This window comes from Photorhabdus heterorhabditis (genome assembly GCF_001280945.1).
Taxonomy (GTDB): domain Bacteria; phylum Pseudomonadota; class Gammaproteobacteria; order Enterobacterales; family Enterobacteriaceae; genus Photorhabdus; species Photorhabdus heterorhabditis.
Window position 1 is genome coordinate 41,397 of record NZ_LJCS01000015.1, and the last position, 25,914, is coordinate 67,310.

Genomic DNA, 25,914 nt, shown 5'->3' on the forward strand with positions numbered 1-25,914 from the left:
TTCCGCTCGAATAAAAATGTTTAAACGAGCGGTGTAACCTCCTTTGACGAGGTTTTATTTAAAACAAATTATGCTTTTTGTTTTCCATTCATCATACGATTCAGCCTCGGTACCGTGATTGCCATGATGATGGCGACAATAAAGGTCGCAATACCAATTTTGCCAAATACGTTGGTATAGACTGGCAACGTTTCCAGTGGATCAGTAATACCTTCCGGTACCGCAGTAAAAGCTGCTACATGGCCGCCGAGTAAGAATGAGGTTGCTTGAGTTAAGTACCACATCCCCAGAATAAAGCCCATCAAATACTGAGGAACCAGAGCAGCGACCATTGCCAGACCGAGCGCACCGATCATTAATTCACCCAGACTTTGGAACAGATAAACCAGAACGATAAACCAGGGTGAAGTCAAACCTTGTTCATCAGCAAACCACAAACCGGCAGCCGCAGCAGTCAAGAAACCTAAAGAACACAGGAACATACCAATTGTAAACTTAGTTGGCATCGTTAGGTCTTTACCTTTAGAACCCCAGTGAGTGTATAGAGCCGCTAGTATCGGACTAGCAACCACTATCCAGAATGGGTTGAGGGCCTGGAAACTGACTGGGTTGATATCAAAACCAAGTAACTGATGGTGAACGTTATTGATTGCGAAGAAGTTCAGGGAAGTTGGCATCTGAGCATATAGGATGAAGAATACAATAGCTTGCAGCATCAGAATGAAAGCAACAAACATTTTGTTTCGGCCAACTTTATCCTGCTTGAATGCTTCACGGAAGAAGATAAACACGATAATTACAGACAGCCCAATCAGAACAATATTAGCTATGTTCACATTGTGCATCAGCCATGCACAAATGAAAATCATCACAACACTTCCAGCCAGTACCAGAGTCAGGTTTTTATAGTTGATTCGTTGATGATCGGGTTCAGAACCAATATTGCGAACCGTATTGCGAAAGAGGATATAGAACAACAAAGCAATAATCAGGCCAATACCACAAATATTGTAGGTAATGGCATAACCGAATTTTTCAGCAATGACTGGTGCAATCGCGAGTGAGAACAGGGAACCGATGTTGATTGACATGTAAAACAAAGTAAATGCTCCGTCCAGACGAGGATCTTTCGGTGGATAGCATTTAGATAGCAGGCTAGCCGGGTTGGCCTTGAACAGGCCGTTACCAACGGCAATCGTTCCTAATGCGTAGAAAATTAATTCAGGTTTCAAGATCGAAAGACCTGTCATAAAGTAACCTATTGTCAGAACGATGGCGCCTAACACAATGGTTCGTTTGGTCCCCAGTAAGTGGTCACCTACATAGCCACCAATAGCGATCAGGCCATAGACCAGCGCAGCAAATGCTCCGAAGGTGGTAAATGCTTGTTCTTGAGAAAACCCTAATTTGTGTACAAAATAAACAGCAAGAATACCCTGTACGCCGTAGTAGCCGAATCGTTCCCAAAGTTCGACGAAGAAAATCATAAAGAATGGTTTGGGTTGTTGTAATAAACCGATGGATGCGGGTTTATTCATAGTTAATTGCCTCTGATTAGCTAATATTTATTGGAATACACACAAAAACTCACAGTAACATTCAGTAACATAATGTTTTGATAAAATTATGTTTTTATGTGATTTGTCCAATTGTTTGCGAACAAGGTAGATTATTATATGGTTAAAATAGGTTCTTGGTGGTTGATCACACTAATATAAATAACAATATTAAATTTAACAGTATATTCATCAGGTGAATGTCAGAAATTGTAGGGTTTAGAGAGTGGTTAACTGCCAGACAAGAAAAGAAGACTATTCAGGCCGGTTAGGGCCTGAATATTGGAGGAACAGTTTAATCATCTGATGGATGGGGGGTTAAACGGCAGCGGCAGTTTCCAGCATAACTGGACGGAAATTACGCTTGAAGTAGATCAAACCATGTCCTTGTTCGCTTACCGTAATATGTCGGATTTTGACCAGATACACATTATGAGTACCTACCTCTTGAACTTGTTCAATTTCACCTTCAAGACTGGCGAGGGTACCGGTTAACACAGGTTGGCCTAACACTCCTTTCTGCCAGATATTCCAGCGAAAACGTTCTTCCATACTGACGTCGGTCATGCCAGCAAAGTGGCGTGCCATCAATTCTTGCTCATGGTTTAAGATATTTACACACAGGCGGCCATTTTCCTGAAAAACAACATTCATAGCGCTGTTACGGTTAAGACATACCATCAGAGTGGGTGGCGTATCGGTGATCGAGCACACCGCTGTGGCAGTGATACCACAGCATCCGGCATTGCCATCAGTGGTGACGATATTCACTGCTGCTGACAGGCTCGCCATCGCATCTCTGAAACGCAGGCGATGTTCATTTTCTACAGACATAATTGGCCTCCTGCTACTGGTTATTTCAGCAGCTTATCTAACTGGTTAATATCGTTATTGTTGTATAAGTGTGGTCTGAGCCAGCCGTTCTGATCGTAATCAGAAAGGCAGCGATCAACCATATCCATCATTTTCTTCATATTGCCAGAACCATGGGCATGACGTAGACATTGCATACGAATTTCATCTTGGCTGCCAGCGTAATTAATTTCATACAACTCATGACGACCGCCGAATTCACTGCCAATTGCATCCCACATCAGTTTTAAGATCTTAATTCGTTCAACATGATCTATGCCGTTGGAACCGCGAACATATCGGGCCAGATATTTGTTGATTTCTGGGTTATTCATGTCACGTACACTGGATGGCAGATAAATCAGGCCACTGGTGACGTTTTTTTCAATAATATTCTTAATCTTGGTATAAGCCGTTGGCGCCATAACCCGATAAGTTTGTATCGCTTGAGTATCCGGCATATAGGCTCCGCCTTTCCACGGTTTAGCTTCGGCCCACATTGCATCACTCAGCGACCAGAACAGGTTACGCCAGGCAACAACTTCACCTAAATCGGCTTGAACACCTCGGAATTCTATCACTCCGGTACATTCCAAGCTCCTTTGCAGCAGGGCGGTAATAAAATCCAGCTTCACAGCCAGACGTACACAAGCCTGTAATGGGTATAGGCTTGCGAATCCTGCTTGAACTGCCCAGTGACGAGCGCGGTCAAAATCACGGTAAATCAGGACATTTTCCCAAGGGATAAGGACTTTATCCATCACCAGAATCGCATCGTTTTCATCAAAGCGGCTGGATAAGGGATAATCGAACGGAGAACCTGTTGCACCTGCTACGAGTTCATAGGAGGCGCGGGAAATCAGTTTTACCCCATCAGTATTCATTGGTGCGACAAACATCAGGGCGAAGTCAGGATTATCTCCCATTATTTGCGCGGAACCGAAACCAATAAAATTATAATGAGTCAGAGCTGAGTTGGTTGCTACCACTTTTGCGCCGCTGACGATGATACCTGCATCAGTCTCTTTTTCCAGTTGGATATAAACATCACGTGTCTGATCTGCGGGTTTGTGGCGATCAATTGGAGGATTAACGATGGCGTGGTTAAAGTAAACACCCGCTTCCTGAATACGTTTATACCAGATACGGGCGTTGTCAGAGAACTGACCATAATATTCAGGAAATGCGCCTAGTGCATTGCCGAATGCCGCTTTATAGTCAGGCGAACGACCCATCCAACCATAAGTTTGACGTGACCATTCAGCGATAGCATCACGTTGCTGACGTAACTCATCTGCGCTGGTGGCAAAGCGGAAAAATTTATGAGTATATCCACCACTGCCGGTATCGGTATTCCAGCATAAAGTATCATGGGTTTCCGGGGAGTGCAGTGCATCATATAACTGACCGATTGAAGCAGCAGAATTGCGGAACGCGGGATGTGTAGTGACATCTTTTACGCGCTCACCATAAATATAAATTTCGCGACCATCCTGAAGGCTTTTTAGGTACTCTTCACGGGTAAACGGGCGTTTTTTATCGGCGCGAAAATCTTCTGGTTTCATGTCTACCTCACAGTCTGAATAAAAAGCGCCTGTTTTGATATCAATATAATCAATGTTGGCACTGATATGTTAATTTAATGTTTATTTTGTGTTTCTTAATTGAAGCTTCAGAACGGCTTTTCTTGAATAGATTTTTGGAAGGTTCGCTGGTACTTTTCGTTGAGGAGTTGTGATTTGTCACTAAACTGTGATCCAGACGATCTTTTGGTGACGAACTGTTTTAAGATCTGTCTTTCGTCGGCTGAATTGATGAGGTGGTAATTGTATGATCTATTAAGTAAACGGTGACTAGGTTTTTCTCTTTAATATCCTGATAATCAAATTTTCTCCCGATCTTCCTCACATAATTGTTACAGTTTTATTATCTATTTCACTGTATTCCATTGTATTTCTTCATGTTTTTTAATATTTTTATTTTATTTGGTATAAAATGTTATTTTTTATTTTTTTTATGGTTTTTATAGTCTTATATTCCATTTTTTTACCATTGCCCATACATATAACAATTTATTAATGTTTGGTTGTTTTTGTATTTAATTGATTTAAAAGGATTATGTTGTCTTTGGTTTTTGATATAAAACAATTTTTACTGGAGTTTGAAAGTTAATCTAAACCGATGTATACCAATTATCATAAAAATAAGGCCAGTTTTATTGCCTTGAAAAATACAAAATAAACCAATATAACTCGCACATGCCTTATATACCCTATAGATTTCAAGATGTATCGCGACGGCAAGGGAGCGAATCCCCGGGAGCCTATACCCAATAGATTTCAAGTTGCAGAGCGACGGCAAGTGAACGCAGCTAACAAAGCAGCAGCTTGAAAGATGAAGGGTATAGATAACTCTGTGACTGGGGCGAGTGAGTGCAGCCAACAAAGAGGCAACTTGAAAGATAACGGGTATAACATGGTGGGGTATATCTATTAGCAAGGTACAAGGTAAGAGCATGTTATGTGTACTTATTGGTAGTATTTATTTTTTCCTCAGCAGCATGGCAGGAAACCCAACCTTCATTGATATTTCTCTGGCATTATATTCACTGATGGCGATTATTTCCGTCTCAGGGGAAGTTATTTTTTACAGTACGATTCAGACTGTCAGAAAATATGATTATGAGAATAAGAATAATCTTAATAATAATATTCTTATAAACGCGGGACGAATGGTTAAGGTACTTTTTAATCTGTGCCTTCCGTGCGTTTATCCTCGTCGCTTGTTTCGGCCCGAAATATGCCTTTGAAGTTGAAGGCTGTAAACAACTGATGCAGTTCTACCTATATTATCTGGGGCTGAAATCGCAAAGCGGTTTGGTTTCCCAAACACTGCATAACTTTCAGCACAGCGCCAAATTCCGTAGTGAAGTAAAGCGTGAGCGCGACGTGTTACGTTATCGTCTAACCTGTAAATCGATTGATGCACAGTACCAAGATAATAGCACCACCTTGACGGCTATCTCGCTGATCTTCATTGCTGAAATCATCTATCGCGGCAACGTCATTGGTTTGTGCGATAACCTTGGGATAGGCTTTACTCAGCGCCTGTCTCTACCTTCCACCTCCTCTACGACACTGTTGACACAGGGAGCATGAAAAAATGAGTCATCGTTTGTCTGTTAACCAATCCGGCAGCCGACGCCCAACGTCCGCGCTGCCACTGACGGCGGGTTCCGCCAGTTTGTATGATCTTGACCACGCTCTGCAAGTAGTGCAATTGGGTGACGGGGTAGTGCTGTTACCGGCCAGTGAGCCACTTCCCTCCGAGCAGGCGGTTGTGCTCGGCATGCTACCGGCGGTGACGGAAGCTGATTTGGGGGATGACAGTTTCCGCCGGGATTATGGTGTACGCCTGGCCTATTACGCTGGGGCTATGGCAAATGGTATTCATTCAGAAGAGATGGTGATCGCCTTGGGTCAGCAAGGTATCCTGGGCATTTTTGGCGCTGGTGGCTTGAGCATTTCGCGCATTGCTGAGGCTATTACCACGCTGCGCCAGCACCTACCCAACGGGCCATTCGGTGTCAACTTACTTCACACTCCCAGCAACCCGGCGTGGGAAATGGCTTGTGTGCGGCTGTGTATGGAGCAGCAGGTCAGGGTGATTGAGGCTTCGGCTTATATCAACTTGAGCACAGCGTTAGTGTACTACCGCGTTTGTGGGCTGACGCAGCAACAAGATGGCAGCATCCTGCGTCAAAATCGCATCATAGCTAAGGTATCACGCCGTGAGGTTGCTGAGCGTTTCTTGCGTCCAGCACCGGAAAACATCCTGAAAAAACTTCTGGCTGAGGGGGTGATTACCGTCGCGCAGGCAGAGCTGGCACGTCAGGTGCCGATGGCAGATGACATTACCGTGGAAGGGGATTCAGGAGGCCATACTGATCAGGGGGTACTGTCCTGCATCTTTCGTTCCATAGTGCAGCTACGTGATGATATTGAACGCGAGTCTTGCCACGGTTTCCGGGTGCGGATTGGGGCAGCAGGTGGTTTGGGAACCCCTCACGCTATTCTGTCTGCCTTTGCCCTTGGCGCGGCGTATGTGGTGACGGGTTCTATAAACCAGGCTTGTGTGGAAGCCGGCACTTCTGAGGTGGTAAAACAGATGTTAGGCAAGGCGCAGACAAGCGACGTGGCAATGGTGCCGTCGGCAGATATGTTTGAGTTGGGCGCTAAAGTACAGGTGCTGAAGCTGGGTAATATGTATGCAATACGCGCCCAGAAGCTTCTCGCGTTGTATAAACAGTACGACAGTCTGGATGCGCTCCCGGCGCAGGATGTGGCCTTGTTGGAAAAACAGATCTTCCATAAGCCGCTGGCTGATATCTGGCAGGAAACGGTGGCCTATTTCCAGCGTTGCAACTTGCCGGCGGTGGTTGAAAAGGCGGAGCAGCAGCCAAAGAAAAAAATGGCGCTGTTGTTCCAGTGGTATCTCGGTCAGTCATCACGTTGGGCGATAAACGGTGAAGAGACACGGCATATTGATTACCAGATTTGGTGCGGTTCGTCGATGGGGGCAATGAACGAATGGTTACAGGGCACGCCACTGGAGGATGTGGCTCAGCGCAAGGTGGCTGAACTTGCTCACCTACTGATGAGTGGCGCCGCTTACCTGGCTCGCATTGCACTGCTTGAGCTTATGCACGTTATGCTTCCTGAGTCGGTTAAGCAGTATGTGCCGTTTAACTTATCCAAAGATGCGGACTATACCAACGGTAATTTGACATCACAAACACAGGCGGAGGGTAAGCAACCTATGGGTACAGCAACAAAACTGTCATTGGAAAGTTCAACAGAATTTTATAAAAAGTGCTGTGATCTGTTACCGGGTGGCAGCCATTACAACTTTGGTGATCCTGAACGACCATTGGTGATCCCGTTCAACCGTGGGCGCAACTCGCGCATTTGGGACCTGGATGGTAATGAGTACCTCGATCTGTTCTGTAAATTCGGGGCACTGTTTGTCGGCCATCACAACGAAGCCTACAATGAATCTCTAATCCAGTACATGGGTAAGGTCACGTCAGTGGATACCTGCGACTTGGAAGTGGAAGTGTGTGAAACCATGGTGAAGCATATCCCCTGTGCTGAAATGGTTCGCTTCTGCCTGAGTGGTACTGAGGCGGTACAGAACGCATTACGTCTGGCTCGCGGTTTTACCGGCAAAAATCGTTTTATCCGTTTCCACGGTCATTACCACGGTAGTGCCGATAACATCATCGGGTGGCGGAATAAGCAGGATCTTCACTATCCAGTGCCGGAGCAATTCCAGGGCGACTTGCTCGATACCTGTGGACGAGCGACCGGCTCGATTACTGAGCAATCCTTTATGCTGCCGTGGAATGACATCGACGTACTCGCGGCCACTATTGAGCGCTATCATGGCGAAATCGCTGCTGTGTTGATGGAGCCTATCTGTCTCAACGGTGGGGGCATTTTCCCGCGTGAAGGTTATCTGGAAAAGGCCAAGGTGTTGTGTGAAAAATACAATATTGTGCTGATTTTCGATGAGATTATCACTGGTGTGCGCTTGGGACTCGGCGGTGCACAGCAACTGTTGGGCGTTACCCCACATCTGGCGACGTTTGGCAAGGCGTTGGGCGGCGGTGCAATGCCAGTTTCCGCCATCGTTGGCCGCCGTGACATCATGGACTTGTATACCCGTGGTAAGGTGATCCATGCCGGTACTTTCAACGGTTATCCGCTGGGGCTGGCGGCTATCAAGGCAACCCTCTCACTGATTGAGCGTGATCCGAGCTGCTACGACCGTATGGCTGACATTACCCGCCAACTTTCCAACGTCTTCGTTAAGGCTGCTAAAGCAGTTGATTTACCGCTGGTGGTTCAGGGTATGCCAACCGCACTGGTGTACCACTGCCAACAGAAGCCGCTTGAACGATCCCAAGACTACAGCGATAAGGTAAAGTTTTGCGATATCATCATCCGCGAAACCGCCAAACACTACGGCATCCAGTTCTCACCGTTATCGCGTATATATTCTAACGTGTTAATGTCGCAGGATGATGTGCGCTTCTTTGAAGAACGTATCTTCGATGCCATGGCGAACGCCCGCAAGATCATCGACATCACTTTTAAAGAAGGGATGGATTGAGTTGGTAAATGGCTGTCATCAGTGGTACAGCAGGCGGTTTTATTTGACGATTGTTAAGATGTTACTGGATGTCGGCTATCTGGCGGTCGCGTTGGGTCATAGGTGTTTCTTCTTGGAAGAAACACCTCATTCAATTGTAATTATTTCAAATTGTTATATACCCAATAGATTTCAAGATGGATCACGACGGCAAGGGCGCGAATCCCCGGGAGCATAGATAACTCTGTGACCGGGGTGAGTGAGTGCCGCCAACAAAGAGGCAACTTGAAAGATAACAGGTATAAATAAATTTATTCAACGGGTTGTAATGAAACAGCCATTTCCAAAGCAATTTTTGAAAAATTTACCCCACCATCTACAGTAGGCTGTAGTTTTAATTCATCAAGTGCATAAACAATAGCGGCTCTATAACCAATTCGAAAAAGTATGACATCATCTTTGTTGTTTACATAAATACCAGCAGTACATATAGAGCCATCACTTAATTTCAAATCAATGGTGTTGTTCATGCTGAAATTGTCCTGACCGGCAATATACGCATCACAGATAACACCAGAAAGAAACAACAGAGGCATCTTCCGTTGTTTGATATTTTTCCACCAGTCTGGCGATCCAAAAAGTCCATACTTCCCTTTAAGCCCCATTTGGGGCTTTAATTGGTTAAGTGTTAACTCTTGTGTTAATGAGATACGCTTAGCATTGGTTTTTAGCTCCTCAGAGAGTAAAAAGACGCATTTCATAGGAATACAATCTTGTTCTAAATTAAGTAACATTAATTTTTCCTCTCTGAACGGACTAGTTTGTAACCAATAATGTTTCTATTGAACGTTTCTATTGCCATACCTTGACCAAGTTGTGTTGTCATTTGCCCACCTTCTACTTTGAAGCGTGCGTTTGTTTGCATCCACTCCCCGATGCCTTTTAACATATGAGGGAATTGAACTTCAGCTGGCTTATTGGCTGCGATACCAATTTCTTTAAGTTGCTCAAAGGTACCTGGTTTGGTTATAAATTGGACCGTATGCCCTTTGTAATCTAATGAATAAGATAAAGCCGGAGAAATAGAAGTTTCAGTGGTTGGGGGTAACTTACCGGTTTGTTGTAAATGTTCATAATGTTGCTCTGACATTGTTCGATAAAAGATCTCATTGCCATGAGCGTCAAACTCCAACACTGGATTTAACGGATTTTTTGTGCCTTTGGCGGGAATACCAGTTCCAATTGGTGTTTTAGTAAGACTAATTCTGTCTGGGTTTTGAGCGTTTTCATCAAACTTAGGCGTATATTTATCTGACGTTTTTCCAACGACCTTGGCGGCTTGGCTTAAGGTTTGGGGGTACCCTTTTGACGCCAGTTCTGACTCATCGGGGGCTTTTTTCTTCCGACTGTTTTCCAGATTAGTAATAAATTTTTCAGCAGCGCTGTGAGCATGGGCGTATGCAGAACCCCTTAGCTCTCTAATACCACCGAGATACTGCCTGATATCTTCAATATTATAATGTTTGAATCCAGCGACTGCATTGCGTGTCAATGAGACTAAGGACGGTGGTGATTGTACTGCCTCAGTTCGAGATGATGTCGGCTCTAACATTCGGCCATCTGTGTCTATAAAGGTGACGGGATTATTGCGCACCATTTGGTACAAATTCAGTCCATCTACCGTTCCGGCTGGATCGGCACTTAGCCATCTACCTATCCACGGCTGATAATACCGAAATCCATAATAATACAATCCCGTTGCATCTCTTTCTTTGCCTGAGTACCGGATAGTCTTGTAATTGGCTTCTGTCCTATTCTTTGCCGCCCATAAAGCGGTACCGCCAAATGGATAGTACTCTTCCTGACTAATAATTTGCCCTTTATGATCCAGTTCAAGTTGGCTGGAGCCAATCAAATTATCAACGCTGTAGCGTAGCTGATTGTTGCTGATATCTGCTGGTGGCGTGGTTTCCCAGTGCAATACTCGCACTTGTGCGTGACCCGCCGTCCCTACCGTAATAACATGCAGGTTTTCTGTTATAGCGTTGCCATTTTGTGTTGTACGTAGTTCTAGCCCGGGAAGATAAGTGACTCGTTGTTGTTGTGGGCTGTGACCGGTTTGCTGCTCATGAACTTTTAACAGACGCATCCCGTTACTGTCATAACGGTACCATTCCCGGTCACTGATATTTTCATGATCCACTGATGTTACCTGTTGCAGTTCACCCCGGGCGTTCCAGCTCAGATTTTGCCCCGGCATCAGCAATTTTTGATGTCCGCCAGTATCAAACAACGCATCTACCTGTGCCGGATCTGTCGTTAGTGAATCCAGCACTGCACGGTTACTGTTATTCGATATTGTCAGATTTGTAGTGTAGTTATTTTGAGTAGCTGGTGAGCTGTGTTGGATTTTGGTCAGGTTACCACTGCGATCATGGGTGTAAGTTCGGAGATAATTGGTGTAGGTATTATTATCATAAGGGAGAGCAGGGGAAGGAAATTGATGCTTTTGCTGACTGATATTTGCCATCTCACGGCCTGTTGCACTGATGAGCTGGTACAGGGAATCGTAATTATAGGTATTTTCCGGCACCACTTTCTGATTGTGCCAGAAGCGGGTGGCTTCTGCATCGTTACGGATGCTTATCACGTTGCCTACTGGGTCATATTCATAGCGTAAATCTTGTAACACTTGGGAGTCTGACGGGCGGTGGGTTTTGATACCGATAAGCCGCTGAGTTTCCGGTTCATAGGTGTATTCGGTGATAACGCCGTTACCGTGTTCTTCACGCAGTTTCTGGCCTGCGGCAGAATAGGTTAGGGATTTGATAATGATTTGTTCGTTCCGACCTTTCATGGTTAACCAACTGTTTTTCAGTTGTCCAGCAATATCATAGGCCAGATGTTGTACATTATCTTTTGCATCTATCTGAGTCAGTAAAGTACCGGTAGCATCAAAAGTACTTTGTGTGGTGTAAGTTTCATTGTTCAGTTTCGCCAGCCAGCTAGTTTCGTTATCACCTACCCAATCTGTTTCCTGATCATCGGTCAGTAATTGACGAGACTGAGATAAGATGTTTTTGGTTAGCGACAATCCTCTCAGTTGATTCAAGCCTGCGGTATCGTAGTGGCGCGCACACTGACCCGCGAGATTATAATTTTTTTCTTCTGGTGTATTCCCAGCCCAGATAAAGCGTTCAGTGACGCAGGGTGCTTTTTCTGGTATTTGCTCAGTGATTGACAACAGACGGCCTGGTAAGGAAGAGTCTTCATATTGCCGGATTTGTATGACTCCGGTTGCAAGTTTTGTCAGTACTAAACGGCCTTCAATATCATTGAGAGTGACAGTGCAGCCTGCATCCACGCTTTCTGTTCGTAGGAGATTACCGGTCAGATCGTACTGCCAGATAAAGTTAGGTTGTCCCGAGTTAGTATCATACAAACGTGGATCAATGCTGTAGTTCAAATATCCGTGGGCATCATATTGATGGCGGGTAATACGGGTATCTGTATTACCTTCTGCAAAGGTACGATGGAAGTCGATATTACGGATAGTCAGGCCACGGTTATCGTAGACGCTGACTGAGGGAGTGTGTTGATAAAGTTTTGAGTCAATATTTTTCATGATTTACCTCTTTGTTATATTTACGAATTTCTATCATTAAGTTTCATTTACATTAAGTTGTATAAGCGAGCTGATATATCATTTATCCAGGCGGTAGTAATCAGATGTGCCATCAATATGCTTGCCCATGCCAATTAATAATACATCTTCGGTATTAATTCTGGGGTAATTGAAAATATGGGTCGCTTTTCATTTTTTGGTCTGTTTTCTATGTATAGCTAGATTCAACTTAATCGATATTTATTTCCCTCCGGCTAGATCAATAAAATTTCCGGTTACGTATGAAGCTTCATCCGACAATAACCAGGCTATGGCCTGTGCGATTTCTTCTGGTTGCCCGCCACGTTTCATTGGGAGGGAGTTTTTTACCCGATCGACTCGATTTGGCTCGCCGCCATCGGTATGCATATCAGTATAAATAAATCCGGGGCGAACAGCATTTACCCGAATGCCTTGATCTGCGACTTCTAAAGACAGACCGATAGTCAAAGTATCGATCGCACCTTTCGAAGCGGCATAATCGATATATTCGTGCGGTGAGCCTAGTCGAGATGCGGCTGATGAAACATTGACGATTGAGCCTCCTTGGCCACCATGTCGGAAAGACATTCTTTTAACCGCTTCTCGTGCACAGAGAAAACTTCCCACGACATTGGTGGCAAAAATATTATTCAGGCGGTCAGCGGTTAGTTGTTCAATCGATGCTTGTGGTTTGAGAATGCCGGCATTATTTACTAAGCCGGTTATACCTGTTATCTTTCAAGTTGCCTCTTTGTTGGCTGCACTCACTCACCCCAGTCACATAGTTATCTATGCTCCCGGGGATTCGCTCCCTTGCCGTCGCGATGCATCTTGAAATCTATTGGGTATATACATCCAAGTTCTTTATCGGTTCTCTGGAAGAGTTCTATAACTTGTTTTTCGTCAGCGATATTGACCTGAATGGCGATAGCCTTACCGCCCATATTATGAATAATTTCTGTGACTTCCTGTGCTTGATCTTGATTAGTGTGATAGCCAATACCAATGTGATGCCCTTTCTCTGCCAGATAAAAAGCCGTTGCTCGACCAATGCCGCGTGATCCACCAGTAATTAATGTAATTTTTTGCATAATGTTCTCATTTACAGTTTTATATTAATAAATTAAATATCAAACGCGGTGATGTTAATAAGTCAAATTGAAACAAAAAAACTTTTGCATATGCTATAGAAATGTTTTCAATATTGCTATTGTTATTTATATAATTGTTTTTATTTTATCTAAATTTAACTTATTTATATGTGATTAATGTTCTTGCAGTTTGGTTAATGAATAGCATGGGAATTCATTGAATAGCGCTTTTGAAGTATAATGTATAATTATTTATTACCTTCAAAAGTACTTGTTTTTACTTGAAAACTTTACAGATAGAAAATTGATTTATTTATCTTTATTTAAGGTGTTCATTTATAAAATTTTGCATTATTTGGAATGTTTGATTCAAGTAATATAATATAATATAATATAATATCAATAGCTTGCCGAAATTTCAGTTCAAATTCATCGTAATGCATGTTCTCAGAGTTTTTTTGATATCTTTAGCAATAGCAGATAAGTGAATGAATACTATCTAATAATACTAGTGGTGCGGTATTAAGATAATTTAATTGTAATTCGCCTAATTCATTAAGAATCTTGCCGAGTAACTCATAATCTTGACGATCAAAAGCTCTTTTAAACTTATTTATATACTGTAATCTTTCTTTAATGTCCATTGTATTTAACCTTTTTATTTACTGTTACATTAAAAATCACTATGGTTAGTCATCTTTCAAATTGCCTCTTTGTTGGCTGCGTTCTCTTGCTGCCGCACTGCAACTTGAAATCTATTGGGTGTATATTCAGGTAGCATCTGCTAGTCGCCACCTGAATATCTGAAATTATTTTAAATGCATACTATAAGGCGGATAAAAAAACGCCATATCCAATATGCCAGTAAAGCCAATGTCATTATATTAAGGGAAAGTGATTTGAATCTTTTTTTCACAACTGCATAAATTAATGGTGATACAATTAGTAAACATACGGGAGCAAATACATCACGGTTATCATCTATAATTTCTTTATATACAACACAAATGTCTTTTATATCCCGATCACCTATATAATATTCTTCTTCCAAATATGACATCGTATATATGAATAAGGCGCAAAAGGTGGCATAAAGGGTATTTAAGGCTATGGTCGATTTGCACATTATAAGATGCCCATTATTGAATTTTTTCTTTTCTCTAAAGCTGTTCTGCCGGATTCATTATATTCTCTGTTGCTGGATAACCATTTATAACGTATGAAGGCTGTAGCATCAGAACGTCGGAATCCAAACTCATTTGCCGTATAGTTAGGATCTTTCATATGTTGTTTCCTTGTCTTTAATAAATTTATCTATATCATCGGCACTCCTATTGCCATCATTTTATCCGTCGAAATTCCAGTAAGTTACACATTCCAGTATATGCGGAATTTTAATTCTGGGAAGAGGTTTTGTAATAAAAATTCTTGAGTCTAAGGGAAATTAATAACAGAGAGCATAAAGTGCTAGAAAATAGATAGCAGGGTAATCATCATCCGATTGTAGTTTAAATAGGATGCTGTCTATTGATATGACAATTTTCTGGTTTCATATTTACTTTAGGATTGAAATAAGAAGTGCCAGTATTGATATACCCAATAGATTTCAATTTGCAGCGCGGCGGCAAGTGAAAGCAGCCAACAAAGAAGCAACTTGAAAGATGACGGGTATAGTCAATATTAGCATTTATTTTTCATAAATATTTCTTTCCCGCCAAAAACTGGGGGAGCAGCCAACCAATCTATTAAAGAAACGAGCAAAATAGGCGGGATCTTTGAATCCAAGCTGATAGGCAATTTCAAATACGGCACAATCACTGAATAACAGTAGTCGTTTAGCCTCACGTAGCTGGCGATCAAAAATCAATCTTTTAGGTGGACGGTTGGCAAACCGTCGGCACATATCTTTCAACCGTGATTCTGTAATTCCTAGTTTATTGGCATATTCCGGTACGGAAAGGTGATGATGGTAATAGTTGTCTATTAGTTGGTTAAATCGCTGAAATATTTTAATTTCCCCGCGTACACCATTAACAGGATGGTCATCAAGAGGAATATTACGCAGTAGCAAAGTGAATAATGCTTGTGCTAAAAATGTCAATGATTGTTCCCGTCCGGCAAAGTTATTCGCTGATTCGCGAGCTATCAGCGCCCAGTAATGGTTAAAAGCGTCTAATTCTGTCGGTTTATCTGCGACAGATAAGCAAATAGCTGGAATATCAAGAACATCTTTGTTTGCAGGATAGAGCGATTCCAATAGCGGTAATATCAGTTCCTGTCGCACGGTAAGGACATATCCGTCACTGTCATCTTGAGTAAGAAAAGCATGAGGAACAGATGGTGGTGTCAGGATAAACAGCGGTGCTTGTACAGAATAGTGTTGCTCATCTAACTGTAATTCAATATGTCCGGTGATCAGAAAATGAAGTTGGAAGAAACCATCATGACGATGAGCCTGCATGTTACGACCGAAAAATGCAGCCATTCGGCCAAATGTTTGATAATGCACATCATCAGTGCCTTGAGTTTCATCATAGTCTTTGCTGATATCAATATTGGCAATGATAGGCTCAATCATGACGATTTTTCCTTTTTATCGAAATTACGGCGTTGTTCTCTGTCTGGAATATTTCATTGGGATTGCCCAGATAATGGCGGCACCAATGACCAGTAATCCGGCAACGAAATAGAGACCAGTATTAAAGCTCCCTGTCTGATCTTTCAGCCAGCCGATTAATAACGGACTGAGTGCTGAACCTATGTTACCTGTAGCGCTAATAACTGCAATGCCGATTGCTCTTGCACGTAAGCTGATAGCTTGATCCGGCGTTGTCCAGAAGACCGCCATTGCGGTAAATGAACCGGTTGAAGCCATAATAATCCCAGTCAGTTGAATGACACTGTGGTTGGTTAATGAGGTCAATATCCAGCCTGCGGCGGCGAACAGATAGGGTAGAGCTGTGTGTACTTTACGTTCTTGTAACCGGTCTGAACGGCGACTCCAGTAAACCATCCCAATAATAGTACAAAACTGAGGAATAGCAGTCAGAATGCCGATCGTAATGTTACTGCTGCCCTGATTGAAGCTTTGCACAATCTGCGGCGTCCAGATATTAATCGCGCTCAGTGTGTTGGTCAGGCAGAAATAAGACAGAATATACATCAGCATGATCGGAGCGAAAATCTCACGCCATATACTGCGTTTTTGTATTGCCTGGTGAGTTGATGAGCTTGCCGGTTGAATCAGAGCGGATTGGTCATTATCCATCATCTCTTGTAAGCATTTTTTATCTTCATCTGTCAGCCAGTTAGCGCGTTTGGGTGAATCATCAAGGTAGAACCAAACGACAATTCCCAGTAATACCGAAGGAAAACCTTCCAGCAGGAATAACCATTGCCAGCCGTGAAGGTTCAGGAGGCCATCCATTTCCAGAATATAACCGGAAGCCAGAGAACCAAAAGCCATAGTCACCGGCATTGCCACCATGAATAGCGCATTGGCACGGGCGCGATAGTAAGCCGGGAACCAGTAAGTCAGATACAACAGGATACCCGGCACGAAACCCGCTTCGGCGATACCGACCAGCATACGCAAGATGTACAGGCTGGTTGGTCCGGTGGCGAACATGGTGGCAGTGGAGGAGATCCCCCAGAGCACCATGATCGTGGCTATCCAGCGTCGCGCCCCGACAATACTGAGCATGATATTGCTGGGAATACCGAAGATGACATAAGTGGCATAAAATAGCGTTGCCGCCAGACCGAACATCGTCGCGTTCAGCCCAAGATCTTTACCCATTGTCAGGCCGGCAAACCCAATATTAATGCGATCCAGAAACGAGAATACAAATAAGACAAACAGGAAAATAATCAGGCGACGAAATAGCTTGTTAATGACGGATTGCTGTTGTGCCGTTAGCTGCTTATGTTGACCAGCCGGGAGATCTGGCTGTTGCACGGCGGTTGATGAATCGCTCATTGTTATTTTCCTTACTTATTGTTTTATGTGTATTACGTTGTTTAGGAAATTAAAAGCTGGTTGAGTAAGTCGGTTGTTAATATTGTGATTGTTGAGACTAATAAACACTGGATGAAGGTGTTGCCGGAAGGTCCTTACCCGCACCAAATCGTGCAGCCAGCGTTTCTGCGGCACGAGCCAGTAAAGTTGTATCAATACCAACAGCAACAAAGAGTGCGCCGAGTTTCAGGTAATGCTCAGCAACATCAGGCGCTGACATCAGAATGCCCGGTGCTTTACCCGCCGCTTTGATTTGAACGATTGCTTGTTCAATTGCGGCTTTTACTTCAGGGTGATGCGGATTATTGACAAAGCCCATATCAGAACTTAGATCTGCTGGACCGATAAAAACACCATCGATACCTTCTACTTCGAGGATCTCCGGCAAGTTACGTAGTGCTTCACGGGTTTCTACCTGAATCAGGACACACATTTCATCGTTGGCTCGATGCAGATAATCAGGAATTCTGTTCCAGTGGGAAGCTCTTGCTAAAGCACTACCCACACCACGGATACCCGCCGGTGGGTAGCGAGTTGCTCGAACCGCCTCGTAAGCCTGCTCCGCGTTTTGTATCATGGGGATTAATAAAGTTTGCGCGCCCACATCCAGTAACTGCTTGATGATCACCAGATCATTCCAGGGTGGGCGGACAATGGGATGGCTTGGATAAGGGGCAATGGCTTGCAATTGGCTTAGAATCGTTTGAACGTCGTTTGGCGCATGCTCGCCATCAATCAATAGCCAATCGAAACCGGCTCCGGCCAGTAATTCTGCACTGTAGGAGCTGCAAAGCCCCAGCCATAAACCAATTTGTGGGCGGCCTTCTTTTAACGCTTGCTTAAATTTATTGGTTAATCGATCCATATTTTTCCTCTTTACACAAAACGACAGCTAATAGAACCGATGTGGCCGTAATCCACATGGAAAGTATCGCCTTTACGTGCCGGAACTGGGCGAGTAAAAGAGCCACCAAGGATGATTTGCCCTGCTTCAAGCTGAACACCATGTGGCGCCAGTTTGTTTGCCAACCATGCGACACCGTTAGCCGGATGATTAAGTACCGCAGCTGCGACACCAGATTCTTCAATCACGCCATTGCGATAGAGCAGGGCGCTGATCCAGCGCAGATCAAATTCTTCTGGTTTAATCGGTCGCCCCCCCATGATCACACCGCCATTAGCGGCATTATCTGAAATAGTATCGAACACTTTGCGCGGACGATGGGTTTCTGGATCGATGTTATGGCAACGGGCATCGATCAATTCCAGTGCCGGAATGACATAATCTGTTGCATTGTAAACATCAAACAGCGTGCAGTTCGGGCCACATAAAGGTTTTGCCAATATGAATGCAAGTTCGACTTCGATACGGGGAACAATAAAGCGATCACAGGGAATATCGCTGCCGTCAGGGAAAAACATATCATCCAACAGAGCACCGTAGTCTGGCTCACTGATCTGCGAACTGGCTTGCATAGCTTTGGAGGTCAGGCCAATTTTATGGCCCTTGAGTACCCGACCTTCCGTAATTTTTAAATCCACCCATTCACGCTGGATGGCATAAGCATCATCAAGGGTTATTTCAGGATGATCCAACGAGATCTGGCGTATTTGTTCACGGCTTTTCTCTGCCTGATGCAGCCGGTGCGCAATCTGTGATATGACTTCTTTCTGTAACATACGGTTAAGCTCCTGTGTCTTCTATGCCACCAAAGCAGAGATATTTCACTTCCAGATAATCTTCAATACCGTAACGTGAGCCTTCACGTCCCAGTCCAGATTGTTTAATGCCACCGAACGGCGCAACTTCATTAGAAATCAAACCTTCATTAATACCTACCATGCCGCTTTCCAGTGCTTCGGCTACCCGGTAGATTCGGCCAATATCACGAGAGTAGAAATACGCAGCCAGACCGAACTCGGTATCATTGGCCAGATGAATAGCTTCTGCTTCGTCACGGAATTTGAATAGTGGCGCAATGGGGCCGAATGTTTCCTCTCGGGAAATAAGCATGGATTCATTGACATCAGCCAGTACGGTAGGTTCGAAGAACAAACCGCCCAGCGCATGGGGTTTCCCGCCAGCCAGTATGCATGCACCATGAGAAACAGCATCACTGATGTGTTCCTGCACTTTATCAATGGCTGCCTGATTGATCAGCGGACCTTGTTGTGATTTGACGTTACTGGCAGGACCAACTTGCAGTGCATTGACTGCTTGTGCCAGACGTTTTGCGAATGTGTCATAAATCATTTCTTGAACCAGAATACGGTTAGCGCAAACACATGTTTGACCACTGTTGCGGAATTTGGCGGTTAGTGCGCCCTGTACCGCCGCATCAATATCCGCGTCATCAAAAACAATAAATGGTGCATTTCCACCCAGTTCCAGCGATAGCTTTTTCACGGTATCGGCGCTTTGTGCCATCAGTAACTTACCGACACGAGTTGAACCGGTAAAGGAGAGTTTGCGGACAATCGGGTTTTGAGTCAAAACGCCGCCGATGGTTTTCGCATCTATTCCGGTGACAACATTCAATACACCAGCCGGAATGCCGGCTTGTTCAGCCAGCGCCGCCAAAGCTAGAGCTGAAAGTGGTGTTTCTGAGGCGGGTTTCAGTACCACAGTGCAGCCGGCTGCCAGTGCAGGGCCAACTTTGCGGGTGATCATGGCATTAGGAAAATTCCACGGCGTGATAGCGGCAACCACACCGATAGGCTGCTTGATAGTGATAAGCCGACGGCCCGGTAGAGGGCTTGGGATGGTTTCACCGTAAGTACGCTTACCTTCTTCTGCAAACCACTCAATGAAATTGGCGCCATAAGCGATTTCTCCCATGGCTTCTGCTTGGGGTTTCCCTTGTTCCAGACTCAGTAATTCAGCGAGGGCTTGTTGATTTTCCATTATTAACTGGAACCAGCGTTGCAGAAGTTGGCTACGTTGCTTAGCGGTCGTTGCTCTCCATGCCGGTAGGGCTTGTTGAGCCGCTTCAATGGCGCGTTCTGTTTCAGCAGAACCCAGATCACTGACTTGTGCAATAACCTCTCCATTTGCTGGGTTAGTCACATTAAAAGTCACTTTGTTATCGGCATCGATCCATTGTCCGTTGATATAAGCTTGCTGACGCAGTAGTGCGATATTGACATTATTTGTCATTGTTTTTTTCTCCGGGAGACACCTGAGTGAGTTGCATCTGTTGGCGAAAAGTTGCCAGTTGCTGGCATAACCAACCTAGTCCAGCGCAAACTGCCATCACAAGGGCCATAGCAAAAGGGGTTTCATCCTGTAATAAAGAAACCGCAACGCTGGCGAGTGCAGCCATAGCGAATTGAGTAGAAATAGCGAGCGCGCTGGCGCTGCCGGCAAATTGACCACGATGTTGAAGTAATAAAGAGAGGCCATTAGTACCAATGGCATTAACCAGCGATATAACCAGTACAACCAAAATAACGATAATAGTAAGATTTTGTTGATAAAAAATAACCAGCAAAATACCAAACAGTAATTGCGCAGTGGTTTGGATCAATAACAGACGGGAAAGGTTGTAAACTTTCAATAACCGGACATTGAGCAACACCATAGCGATCATGCCCAATACGTTACAGCCAAACAGTAATCCGTAATAATTCGCTGGAACCTGAAAATAATTGATATAAACGAAAGGTGAGCCGCTGATAAAAGCGAACATGGCGGCACAAGAGAAAGCGACCGTGCCGATAGTTGCCATTGCTTCACCGTCAGCCAGTAACGTACCGTAATTTTTGAACGTGGTGATAAGCTTTCCTGCGCTATTACTGGCAGGCAGCGTTTCGGGTAATAAAAACAATAATAATAATCCGCTGATACAGCCGACTAGGGTTAGCAGAATAAATATTGCCTGCCAGTTGAAATAGGTTAACAGTAGACCACCGAGTAACGGTGCGATAAGTGGTGCTATCATGGTCACCAAAGTCATGAGTGACAACACCCGCGGTAATTCCTGTGGGCCATAGATATCACGGGCGATAGCTCTGGCCATGACAACCGCAGCACCGCTGCCAAATGCCTGTAATGCGCGGAGTAAAATCAGATGTTCAACTTGTGTCACCTGTGTACACAACATACTGGCGACGACGAATAACACCATACCACTGAGCAACAGTTTTCTGCGCCCTAAACGATCGCTCAATGGGCCATATAACAGCATTCCAATACAGAAACCGATGAAAAATGCGCCCAGGGTATATTGCATCTGCCCTTGTGTTGCTTGTAATTGCCTTGCCATTTCCGGCAAGGCAGGCAGATACATATCAACTGACAGAGGCCCGAATGCCACCAATGAACCCAATAAAGGGATCAACCAGCGCGGGGGATGTTGACTAAAGGGCTTCGGCATCATTATTCCTTACGAAATAAGGCGTGGACGTTGTTTTGTTTGTAGTTTAATACTGGGTCCAATTCTTCCATCGTAAAAGAGAGGGCGAGATAGCGCTGTGCCATCAGAGAGGCAAAGTATTCTTTGATCAGCGTGAATAACATCTCGCCAACTTGTTGACGGCTTTCAAGACTGCGTCCAGCGCCGATTTTCAACGTCATATGGACGAATGCGTAATCATGTTGACCGTCAGCCATGTGCCAGGTATCCAGCCAGATGGCGCGACTGCGGATTCCTCCCAATGGGAAAATGCCAGTCTTCGCCAAAGCCTGATGCACTTTGCTAAACAATTCTGGCAGATTGGCTTGTTCACGAATATTTTCCGTACATTCAGCATAAAAATGTGGCATAAGTTACTCTATAACGTGATTAGTAATGTAATCAGGCAACGGGAATACAGCATTGACTTGTCCAGTGCCGGAACTAGCAAACAATTCAGTCAGGAATTCCACTTTACCGTCATATTTATCCCAGCCGAGTAAACCCAACAACATCACGGTGTCGTGCATATTGCCTTCGCCATAGCAATAATCTGCATATTCCGGCAGCATCTTGCAGAACTCTTTGAATTTGCCTTCTTTCCAAAGTTGGACAACTCGATGATCCATCTGTTCATCAAATTCGCGGGTATAACTGTTCATTCCTTCTTCTGCACGTTGATCATCAATAAAGCGGTGAGAAAGGGAACCACTGGCTAGCACGGCCACCGTACCATCATATTTTTCAATTGCTTTCAGAATAGCTTCCCCAAGACGACGGCTGTCTTCAAAAGCATGAACGGTACAGAACGCGGAGACAGAGACAACTTTAAAATGTTTGTCACTGTTCATATAGCGCATTGGCACCAGAGTGCCGTACTCCAGTTTCAGACTTGGGATTTCATGTGCTTGAGCTCGCACGCCCATATTGCGGGCTTCTTCTGCAATGATTTGTCCAAGTTCAGGATTACCGTCATATTCATAGCTCATATCACGGATAAAGTGTGGCAATTCATTACTGGTGTAAATACCGGCGAAATGGTTGGCACAGTTGATGTGATAGGCACTGTTCACCAACCAGTGCGTATCAAACACGATAATGGTATCGACTCCCATTTCACGGCAACGGCGGCTGATTTCTTTGTGTCCGTCAATAGCTCCCTGACGGCAACCGTGATGTTTCCCCGGTAGTTCAGACAGATACATGGATGGCACATGTGTAATTTTGGCTGCTAACGCTAACTTACCCATAAAATCCTCGCTTGATATCAGGACGGCAAACCGGAATTTGCCGAGGTTAACGCTGATGAATCGGTTACACCCCCCAACGTGGGATTGGGTGATCGCCCATAGAAATACAGACGTTTTTCATCTCAGCAAACACTTCAAAACTGTATTCACCGCCTTCACGACCTGTCCCGGAGGCTTTCACGCCGCCGAATGGTTGACGCAGATCGCGGACGTTCTGGGTGTTAACGAATACCATCCCTGCTTCGATATTACGGGCCAGACGCAATACTTTGCTGACATCTTGCGTCCAGATGTAAGAAGCCAGACCATACTCCACGTCATTAGCAAGACGCAGACCTTCTGCTTCATCTTTGAATGGCAGTAGACAAGCGACAGGGCCGAAGATCTCTTCCTGAGCGACGCGCATACGGTTATCAACATCCGCCAAAACCGTTGGGCGCAGGAAATTACCGCCTTTTAGGTGTTCCGACAAATTAGTCGGTTTATCCGGGCCGCCTGCCAGTAGCGTTGCACCTTCTTCAATCCCCAGACGGATGTAACCGGAGACTTTTTCCCAATGCTGTTTACTGATAAGTGCACCAATCTGCGTGCTTGGATCTTGTGGATCGCCAACCCGCAGGCGATTAGCACGTTCAGCAAAACGTTTAATAAATTCAGGATAGATACTTTCCTGAATGAAAATGCGTGAGCCGGCGGTACAACGTTCACCGTTAATCGAGAAGATCGTAAACAAGGCTGCATCTAGTGCGCGTTCAATGTCGGCATCTTCGAAGATCAAAACCGGCGATTTACCACCCAGTTCCATTGAATATTTTTTCAGGCCAGCATTTTTCATAATCTGGCGGCCTGTTGCAGTACCGCCGGTAAAAGAAACTGCACGTACATCGTGATGTTTCACTAGCGCATCACCGACAGTCGCACCATAGCCTTGAACCACGTTCAGCACACCAGCAGGAATCCCGGCTTCCAGAGCTAATTCACCTAGCCGATTTGCGGTTAATGGAGAAAGCTCTGACATTTTCAAAACAGCGGTATTGCCCAGCGCCAGACAGGGGGCAACTTTCCAAGTGGCTGTCATGAATGGCACATTCCACGGAGAAATCAGAGCACAAACACCGACTGGCTGCACCAGCGTATAGTTGAGCATCTTGTCATCGACCGGATAGGTATGGCCGTTCATTTGCTGACAAATTTCGGCAAAAAAGTTGAAATTGTGAGAAGCGCGTGGAATGAGGACATTTTGTGTCTGATGAATTGGCAGACCAGTATCTTTGGTTTCCATTACTGCAATTTCAGGCACATTCTCATCAATCAGTTCCCCCAAACGGCGCATCAGACGAGCACGCTCTTTCATTGGCAGGTTAGCCCATTTCGGGAAAGCTTCCTTTGCTGCGGCAACGGCTTGATTAATCTCCTCCTGACCACCAGACGCAACTTCAGCCAGTACTTCGCCGCTTGCAGGGTTTGTGGTTTCAAAATAATCTTTGCTGTTGACGTTTTTGCCGTTGATCCAATGATTAATCATCGTCATTACAAGCTCTCCTCATATTCTTGTTGACTGACAATACGGTTGACCAGACGCCCAACACCTTCAACCTCAACAATAACTTCATCTCCCGGTATCACATCAGCCAGCCCTTTAGGGGTACCAGTGGCGATCATGTCTCCGGGTTGCAGTGTCATAAAGTCACTCAGATAAGCGATCAGAAAGGGAATATCGAAGATCAGATCGGCAGTTGTACCGCGTTGACGCAGTTCACCATTGACCCAGGTGCTTAATGTCAGATTATGGGGATCGGGGACATCGGCTTTATCTGTGATCCAAGGGCCAATAGGCGTCAGTGTATCGCGGCTTTTGACACGGAGATTAGGGCGATAATAGTTTTCCAGATAGTCACGGATCGCATAATCGTTACAGACAGTGTATCCAGCGACATAATCCATGGCATATTCTTTGGCGACTTTATGGGCGGTTTTGCCGATGACAACAACCAGCTCAGCTTCATAATGCATGTATTCCACATTATCAGGGCGAACGGAAAACTGGTGATGACCGGTCAGGGTATTGAACGCTTTGATAAAAACCAGCGGCTCTTCTGGTGGCTTAAATTCAAGTTCAGTAGCGTGATCAGCATAGTTCAAACCGAGGGCAAATAGCGTGCCATTTGCTGGTGGTAGCCATTGCACGGATTTACTATTGACTTTACTGCCATCTGGCAGACAGATATTTTCCTGATCATCAACAGTAACATTCAGATCTTGCCCCTGATAACGGACTCTTGCGTGCTTCATGCTTTTTCTCCTGCTTGCACAACCTGATTCTCCAGTGATGGGAAACCTGTTGCCCGGATGACAACCTTGTCACCTGGTTTGATGGATACACGTTGGTGTGGCGTTCCAAGCAGGATCACATCACCTTCTTGCAGTGTTGCGAAATCACTTAATGCCGTGACTAATTCTGTGGCTGAGCGCACCAGATCTTTTGTTGACCAGCGATCAACTTCCTGGTCATTAATTTCAGTAATGATATCCAGCGCATTAATTGATTCTGGATTCGCCATTTGACCTATAGGGCAAAAACCATCACGACACTTAGCTTTAATGGCTGGGCGATAGAAAGCTGTTTCAGGCAGGCTGACTTCATTCGCTAATGCATAACCTGCGATATATTCGGCTGCATTTTCAATAGTGATTTTGCGGGCAGTTTTACCTATTACTAGTGCCAGTGTTGCACCGCTCTGAACTTCTTCACCTATAGGATGGGGAATAATGTCATTGGAGGTGATAACCGTATTCCTTGGCTTAATAAACCATACAGGTGTCTTAGGTAGGGCTTTATAAGGTTCTTGCTGAAATGAGTCATGCCAGAAATCTACCTGGCTCTGATGATTGAGGGCTACGGCGAACACAGTGCCTTTCATTAACAACTCCTCATAAACTTAAGCAGACAGTTT

The 25,914-nt window shown here is 44.7% G+C and carries 21 protein-coding genes and 1 pseudogene; 3 read left to right on the forward strand and 19 right to left on the reverse strand.

Going from position 1 to position 25,914, the window contains the following annotated elements; translation table 11 throughout:
- Positions 1 to 68 precede the first annotated feature (68 nt).
- The 3 genes from dtpB to hpaB form a co-directional block, all read right to left on the reverse strand.
- Positions 69 to 1,538: a dipeptide/tripeptide permease DtpB gene (gene dtpB / locus AM629_RS07750; RefSeq protein ID WP_054477724.1), complete on the reverse strand. Its 1,470-nt coding sequence runs from the start codon at positions 1,536 to 1,538 to the stop codon at positions 69 to 71.
- A 336-nt stretch (positions 1,539 to 1,874) separates the two neighbouring features.
- Positions 1,875 to 2,390: a 4-hydroxyphenylacetate 3-monooxygenase, reductase component gene (gene hpaC, locus AM629_RS07755; RefSeq protein ID WP_054477727.1), complete on the reverse strand. Its 516-nt coding sequence runs from the start codon at positions 2,388 to 2,390 to the stop codon at positions 1,875 to 1,877.
- A gap of 20 nt (positions 2,391 to 2,410) precedes the next feature.
- A complete protein-coding gene (gene hpaB, locus AM629_RS07760; RefSeq protein ID WP_054477729.1) occupies positions 2,411 to 3,973 on the reverse strand; it encodes a 4-hydroxyphenylacetate 3-monooxygenase, oxygenase component in 1,563 nt (520 codons plus the stop codon).
- A gap of 950 nt (positions 3,974 to 4,923) precedes the next feature.
- Between hpaB and AM629_RS25205 the strand changes: the two genes are divergently transcribed.
- Genes AM629_RS25205 through AM629_RS07775 form a run of 3 tightly spaced genes read left to right on the forward strand, consistent with a single transcriptional unit; the run spans position 4,924 to position 8,582 of the window.
- The gene (locus AM629_RS25205) at positions 4,924 to 5,217 is read left to right on the forward strand and encodes a DUF6347 domain-containing protein (RefSeq protein WP_054477731.1); all 294 of its coding nucleotides are present in this window, start codon (positions 4,924 to 4,926) and stop codon (positions 5,215 to 5,217) included.
- Positions 5,180 to 5,566 carry a hotdog family protein gene (locus AM629_RS07770; protein ID WP_262499964.1) on the forward strand — a complete coding sequence of 129 codons (387 nt, stop codon included), beginning with the start codon at positions 5,180 to 5,182 and terminating at the stop codon, positions 5,564 to 5,566. The genes AM629_RS25205 and AM629_RS07770 overlap by 38 nt, the downstream gene beginning before the upstream one ends.
- A 4-nt stretch (positions 5,567 to 5,570) precedes the next feature.
- Positions 5,571 to 8,582: a PfaD family polyunsaturated fatty acid/polyketide biosynthesis protein gene (locus AM629_RS07775; protein ID WP_054477735.1), complete on the forward strand. Its 3,012-nt coding sequence runs from the start codon at positions 5,571 to 5,573 to the stop codon at positions 8,580 to 8,582.
- 290 nt (positions 8,583 to 8,872) lie between these two features.
- Here AM629_RS07775 and AM629_RS07780 read toward each other — a convergent pair whose 3' ends face one another.
- From AM629_RS07780 to AM629_RS07855, 16 genes and pseudogenes are all read right to left on the reverse strand, one after another.
- Positions 8,873 to 9,355, reverse strand: coding sequence for an immunity protein RhsI2 family protein (locus AM629_RS07780; RefSeq protein WP_054477736.1), 483 nt, complete (start codon positions 9,353 to 9,355; stop codon positions 8,873 to 8,875).
- Positions 9,355 to 12,186 carry an RHS repeat protein gene (locus AM629_RS07785; protein ID WP_083451896.1) on the reverse strand — a complete coding sequence of 944 codons (2,832 nt, stop codon included), beginning with the start codon at positions 12,184 to 12,186 and terminating at the stop codon, positions 9,355 to 9,357. Before AM629_RS07785 ends, AM629_RS07780 begins: the two co-directional genes overlap by 1 nt.
- 240 nt (positions 12,187 to 12,426) lie before the next feature.
- Positions 12,427 to 13,298, reverse strand: a pseudogene (locus AM629_RS25210) (SDR family oxidoreductase).
- Between the two features lie 814 nt (positions 13,299 to 14,112).
- Positions 14,113 to 14,424: a YjeO family protein gene (locus AM629_RS07800; RefSeq protein WP_054477740.1), complete on the reverse strand. Its 312-nt coding sequence runs from the start codon at positions 14,422 to 14,424 to the stop codon at positions 14,113 to 14,115.
- Positions 14,424 to 14,582: a hypothetical protein gene (locus AM629_RS23930; protein ID WP_161804220.1), complete on the reverse strand. Its 159-nt coding sequence runs from the start codon at positions 14,580 to 14,582 to the stop codon at positions 14,424 to 14,426. Before AM629_RS23930 ends, AM629_RS07800 begins: the two co-directional genes overlap by 1 nt.
- Positions 14,583 to 14,985: 403 nt before the next feature.
- Entirely contained in the window at positions 14,986 to 15,876 is an 891-nt protein-coding gene (gene hpaA / locus AM629_RS07805; protein ID WP_054477742.1) for a 4-hydroxyphenylacetate catabolism regulatory protein HpaA, read from the reverse strand.
- 24 nt (positions 15,877 to 15,900) lie between these two features.
- Positions 15,901 to 17,277, reverse strand: coding sequence for a 4-hydroxyphenylacetate permease (hpaX, locus tag AM629_RS07810; protein WP_054477744.1), 1,377 nt, complete (start codon positions 17,275 to 17,277; stop codon positions 15,901 to 15,903).
- Between the two features lie 97 nt (positions 17,278 to 17,374).
- Positions 17,375 to 18,181: a 4-hydroxy-2-oxoheptanedioate aldolase gene (gene hpaI / locus AM629_RS07815; protein ID WP_054477746.1), complete on the reverse strand. Its 807-nt coding sequence runs from the start codon at positions 18,179 to 18,181 to the stop codon at positions 17,375 to 17,377.
- Between the two features lie 11 nt (positions 18,182 to 18,192).
- Entirely contained in the window at positions 18,193 to 18,996 is an 804-nt protein-coding gene (gene hpaH / locus AM629_RS07820; RefSeq protein ID WP_054477748.1) for a 2-oxo-hept-4-ene-1,7-dioate hydratase, read from the reverse strand.
- A gap of 4 nt (positions 18,997 to 19,000) precedes the next feature.
- Positions 19,001 to 20,473: an NAD-dependent succinate-semialdehyde dehydrogenase gene (locus AM629_RS07825; RefSeq protein ID WP_054477750.1), complete on the reverse strand. Its 1,473-nt coding sequence runs from the start codon at positions 20,471 to 20,473 to the stop codon at positions 19,001 to 19,003.
- Positions 20,463 to 21,692, reverse strand: a complete 1,230-nt coding sequence (locus tag AM629_RS07830; protein ID WP_188093363.1) for a Bcr/CflA family multidrug efflux MFS transporter — start codon at positions 21,690 to 21,692, stop codon at positions 20,463 to 20,465. Before AM629_RS07830 ends, AM629_RS07825 begins: the two co-directional genes overlap by 11 nt.
- 2 nt (positions 21,693 to 21,694) lie before the next feature.
- Positions 21,695 to 22,081, reverse strand: a complete 387-nt coding sequence (locus tag AM629_RS07835) for a 5-carboxymethyl-2-hydroxymuconate Delta-isomerase (protein WP_054477752.1) — start codon at positions 22,079 to 22,081, stop codon at positions 21,695 to 21,697.
- Positions 22,082 to 22,084: 3 nt separating this feature from the next.
- Positions 22,085 to 22,960 carry a 3,4-dihydroxyphenylacetate 2,3-dioxygenase gene (gene hpaD / locus AM629_RS07840; protein WP_054477754.1) on the reverse strand — a complete coding sequence of 292 codons (876 nt, stop codon included), beginning with the start codon at positions 22,958 to 22,960 and terminating at the stop codon, positions 22,085 to 22,087.
- Between the two features lie 64 nt (positions 22,961 to 23,024).
- Entirely contained in the window at positions 23,025 to 24,491 is a 1,467-nt protein-coding gene (gene hpaE / locus AM629_RS07845; RefSeq protein ID WP_054477757.1) for a 5-carboxymethyl-2-hydroxymuconate semialdehyde dehydrogenase, read from the reverse strand.
- Positions 24,491 to 25,252 carry a fumarylacetoacetate hydrolase family protein gene (locus tag AM629_RS07850; protein WP_054477760.1) on the reverse strand — a complete coding sequence of 254 codons (762 nt, stop codon included), beginning with the start codon at positions 25,250 to 25,252 and terminating at the stop codon, positions 24,491 to 24,493. The genes hpaE and AM629_RS07850 overlap by 1 nt, the downstream gene beginning before the upstream one ends.
- Entirely contained in the window at positions 25,249 to 25,881 is a 633-nt protein-coding gene (locus tag AM629_RS07855; RefSeq protein ID WP_054477762.1) for a fumarylacetoacetate hydrolase family protein, read from the reverse strand. Before AM629_RS07855 ends, AM629_RS07850 begins: the two co-directional genes overlap by 4 nt.
- Positions 25,882 to 25,914: the final 33 nt, after the last annotated feature.

Excerpts from the sequence above, each read along its gene's own strand:
- dtpB (WP_054477724.1), bottom strand. The coding sequence starts at position 1,538 with ATGAATAAACCCGCATCCATCGGTTTATTACAACAACCCAAACCATTC.
- hpaC (WP_054477727.1), bottom strand. The coding sequence starts at position 2,390 with ATGTCTGTAGAAAATGAACATCGCCTGCGTTTCAGAGATGCGATGGCG.
- hpaB (WP_054477729.1), bottom strand. The coding sequence starts at position 3,973 with ATGAAACCAGAAGATTTTCGCGCCGATAAAAAACGCCCGTTTACCCGT.
- AM629_RS25205 (WP_054477731.1), top strand. The coding sequence starts at position 4,924 with ATGTTATGTGTACTTATTGGTAGTATTTATTTTTTCCTCAGCAGCATG.
- AM629_RS07775 (WP_054477735.1), top strand. The coding sequence starts at position 5,571 with ATGAGTCATCGTTTGTCTGTTAACCAATCCGGCAGCCGACGCCCAACG.
- AM629_RS07780 (WP_054477736.1), bottom strand. The coding sequence starts at position 9,355 with ATGTTACTTAATTTAGAACAAGATTGTATTCCTATGAAATGCGTCTTT.
- AM629_RS07785 (WP_083451896.1), bottom strand. The coding sequence starts at position 12,186 with ATGAAAAATATTGACTCAAAACTTTATCAACACACTCCCTCAGTCAGC.
- AM629_RS07800 (WP_054477740.1), bottom strand. The coding sequence starts at position 14,424 with ATGTGCAAATCGACCATAGCCTTAAATACCCTTTATGCCACCTTTTGC.
- AM629_RS23930 (WP_161804220.1), bottom strand. The coding sequence starts at position 14,582 with ATGAAAGATCCTAACTATACGGCAAATGAGTTTGGATTCCGACGTTCT.
- hpaA (WP_054477742.1), bottom strand. The coding sequence starts at position 15,876 with ATGATTGAGCCTATCATTGCCAATATTGATATCAGCAAAGACTATGAT.
- hpaX (WP_054477744.1), bottom strand. The coding sequence starts at position 17,277 with ATGAGCGATTCATCAACCGCCGTGCAACAGCCAGATCTCCCGGCTGGT.
- hpaI (WP_054477746.1), bottom strand. The coding sequence starts at position 18,181 with ATGGATCGATTAACCAATAAATTTAAGCAAGCGTTAAAAGAAGGCCGC.
- hpaH (WP_054477748.1), bottom strand. The coding sequence starts at position 18,996 with ATGTTACAGAAAGAAGTCATATCACAGATTGCGCACCGGCTGCATCAG.
- AM629_RS07825 (WP_054477750.1), bottom strand. The coding sequence starts at position 20,473 with ATGACAAATAATGTCAATATCGCACTACTGCGTCAGCAAGCTTATATC.
- AM629_RS07830 (WP_188093363.1), bottom strand. The coding sequence starts at position 21,692 with ATGCCGAAGCCCTTTAGTCAACATCCCCCGCGCTGGTTGATCCCTTTA.
- AM629_RS07835 (WP_054477752.1), bottom strand. The coding sequence starts at position 22,081 with ATGCCACATTTTTATGCTGAATGTACGGAAAATATTCGTGAACAAGCC.
- hpaD (WP_054477754.1), bottom strand. The coding sequence starts at position 22,960 with ATGGGTAAGTTAGCGTTAGCAGCCAAAATTACACATGTGCCATCCATG.
- hpaE (WP_054477757.1), bottom strand. The coding sequence starts at position 24,491 with ATGACGATGATTAATCATTGGATCAACGGCAAAAACGTCAACAGCAAA.
- AM629_RS07850 (WP_054477760.1), bottom strand. The coding sequence starts at position 25,252 with ATGAAGCACGCAAGAGTCCGTTATCAGGGGCAAGATCTGAATGTTACT.
- AM629_RS07855 (WP_054477762.1), bottom strand. The coding sequence starts at position 25,881 with ATGAAAGGCACTGTGTTCGCCGTAGCCCTCAATCATCAGAGCCAGGTA.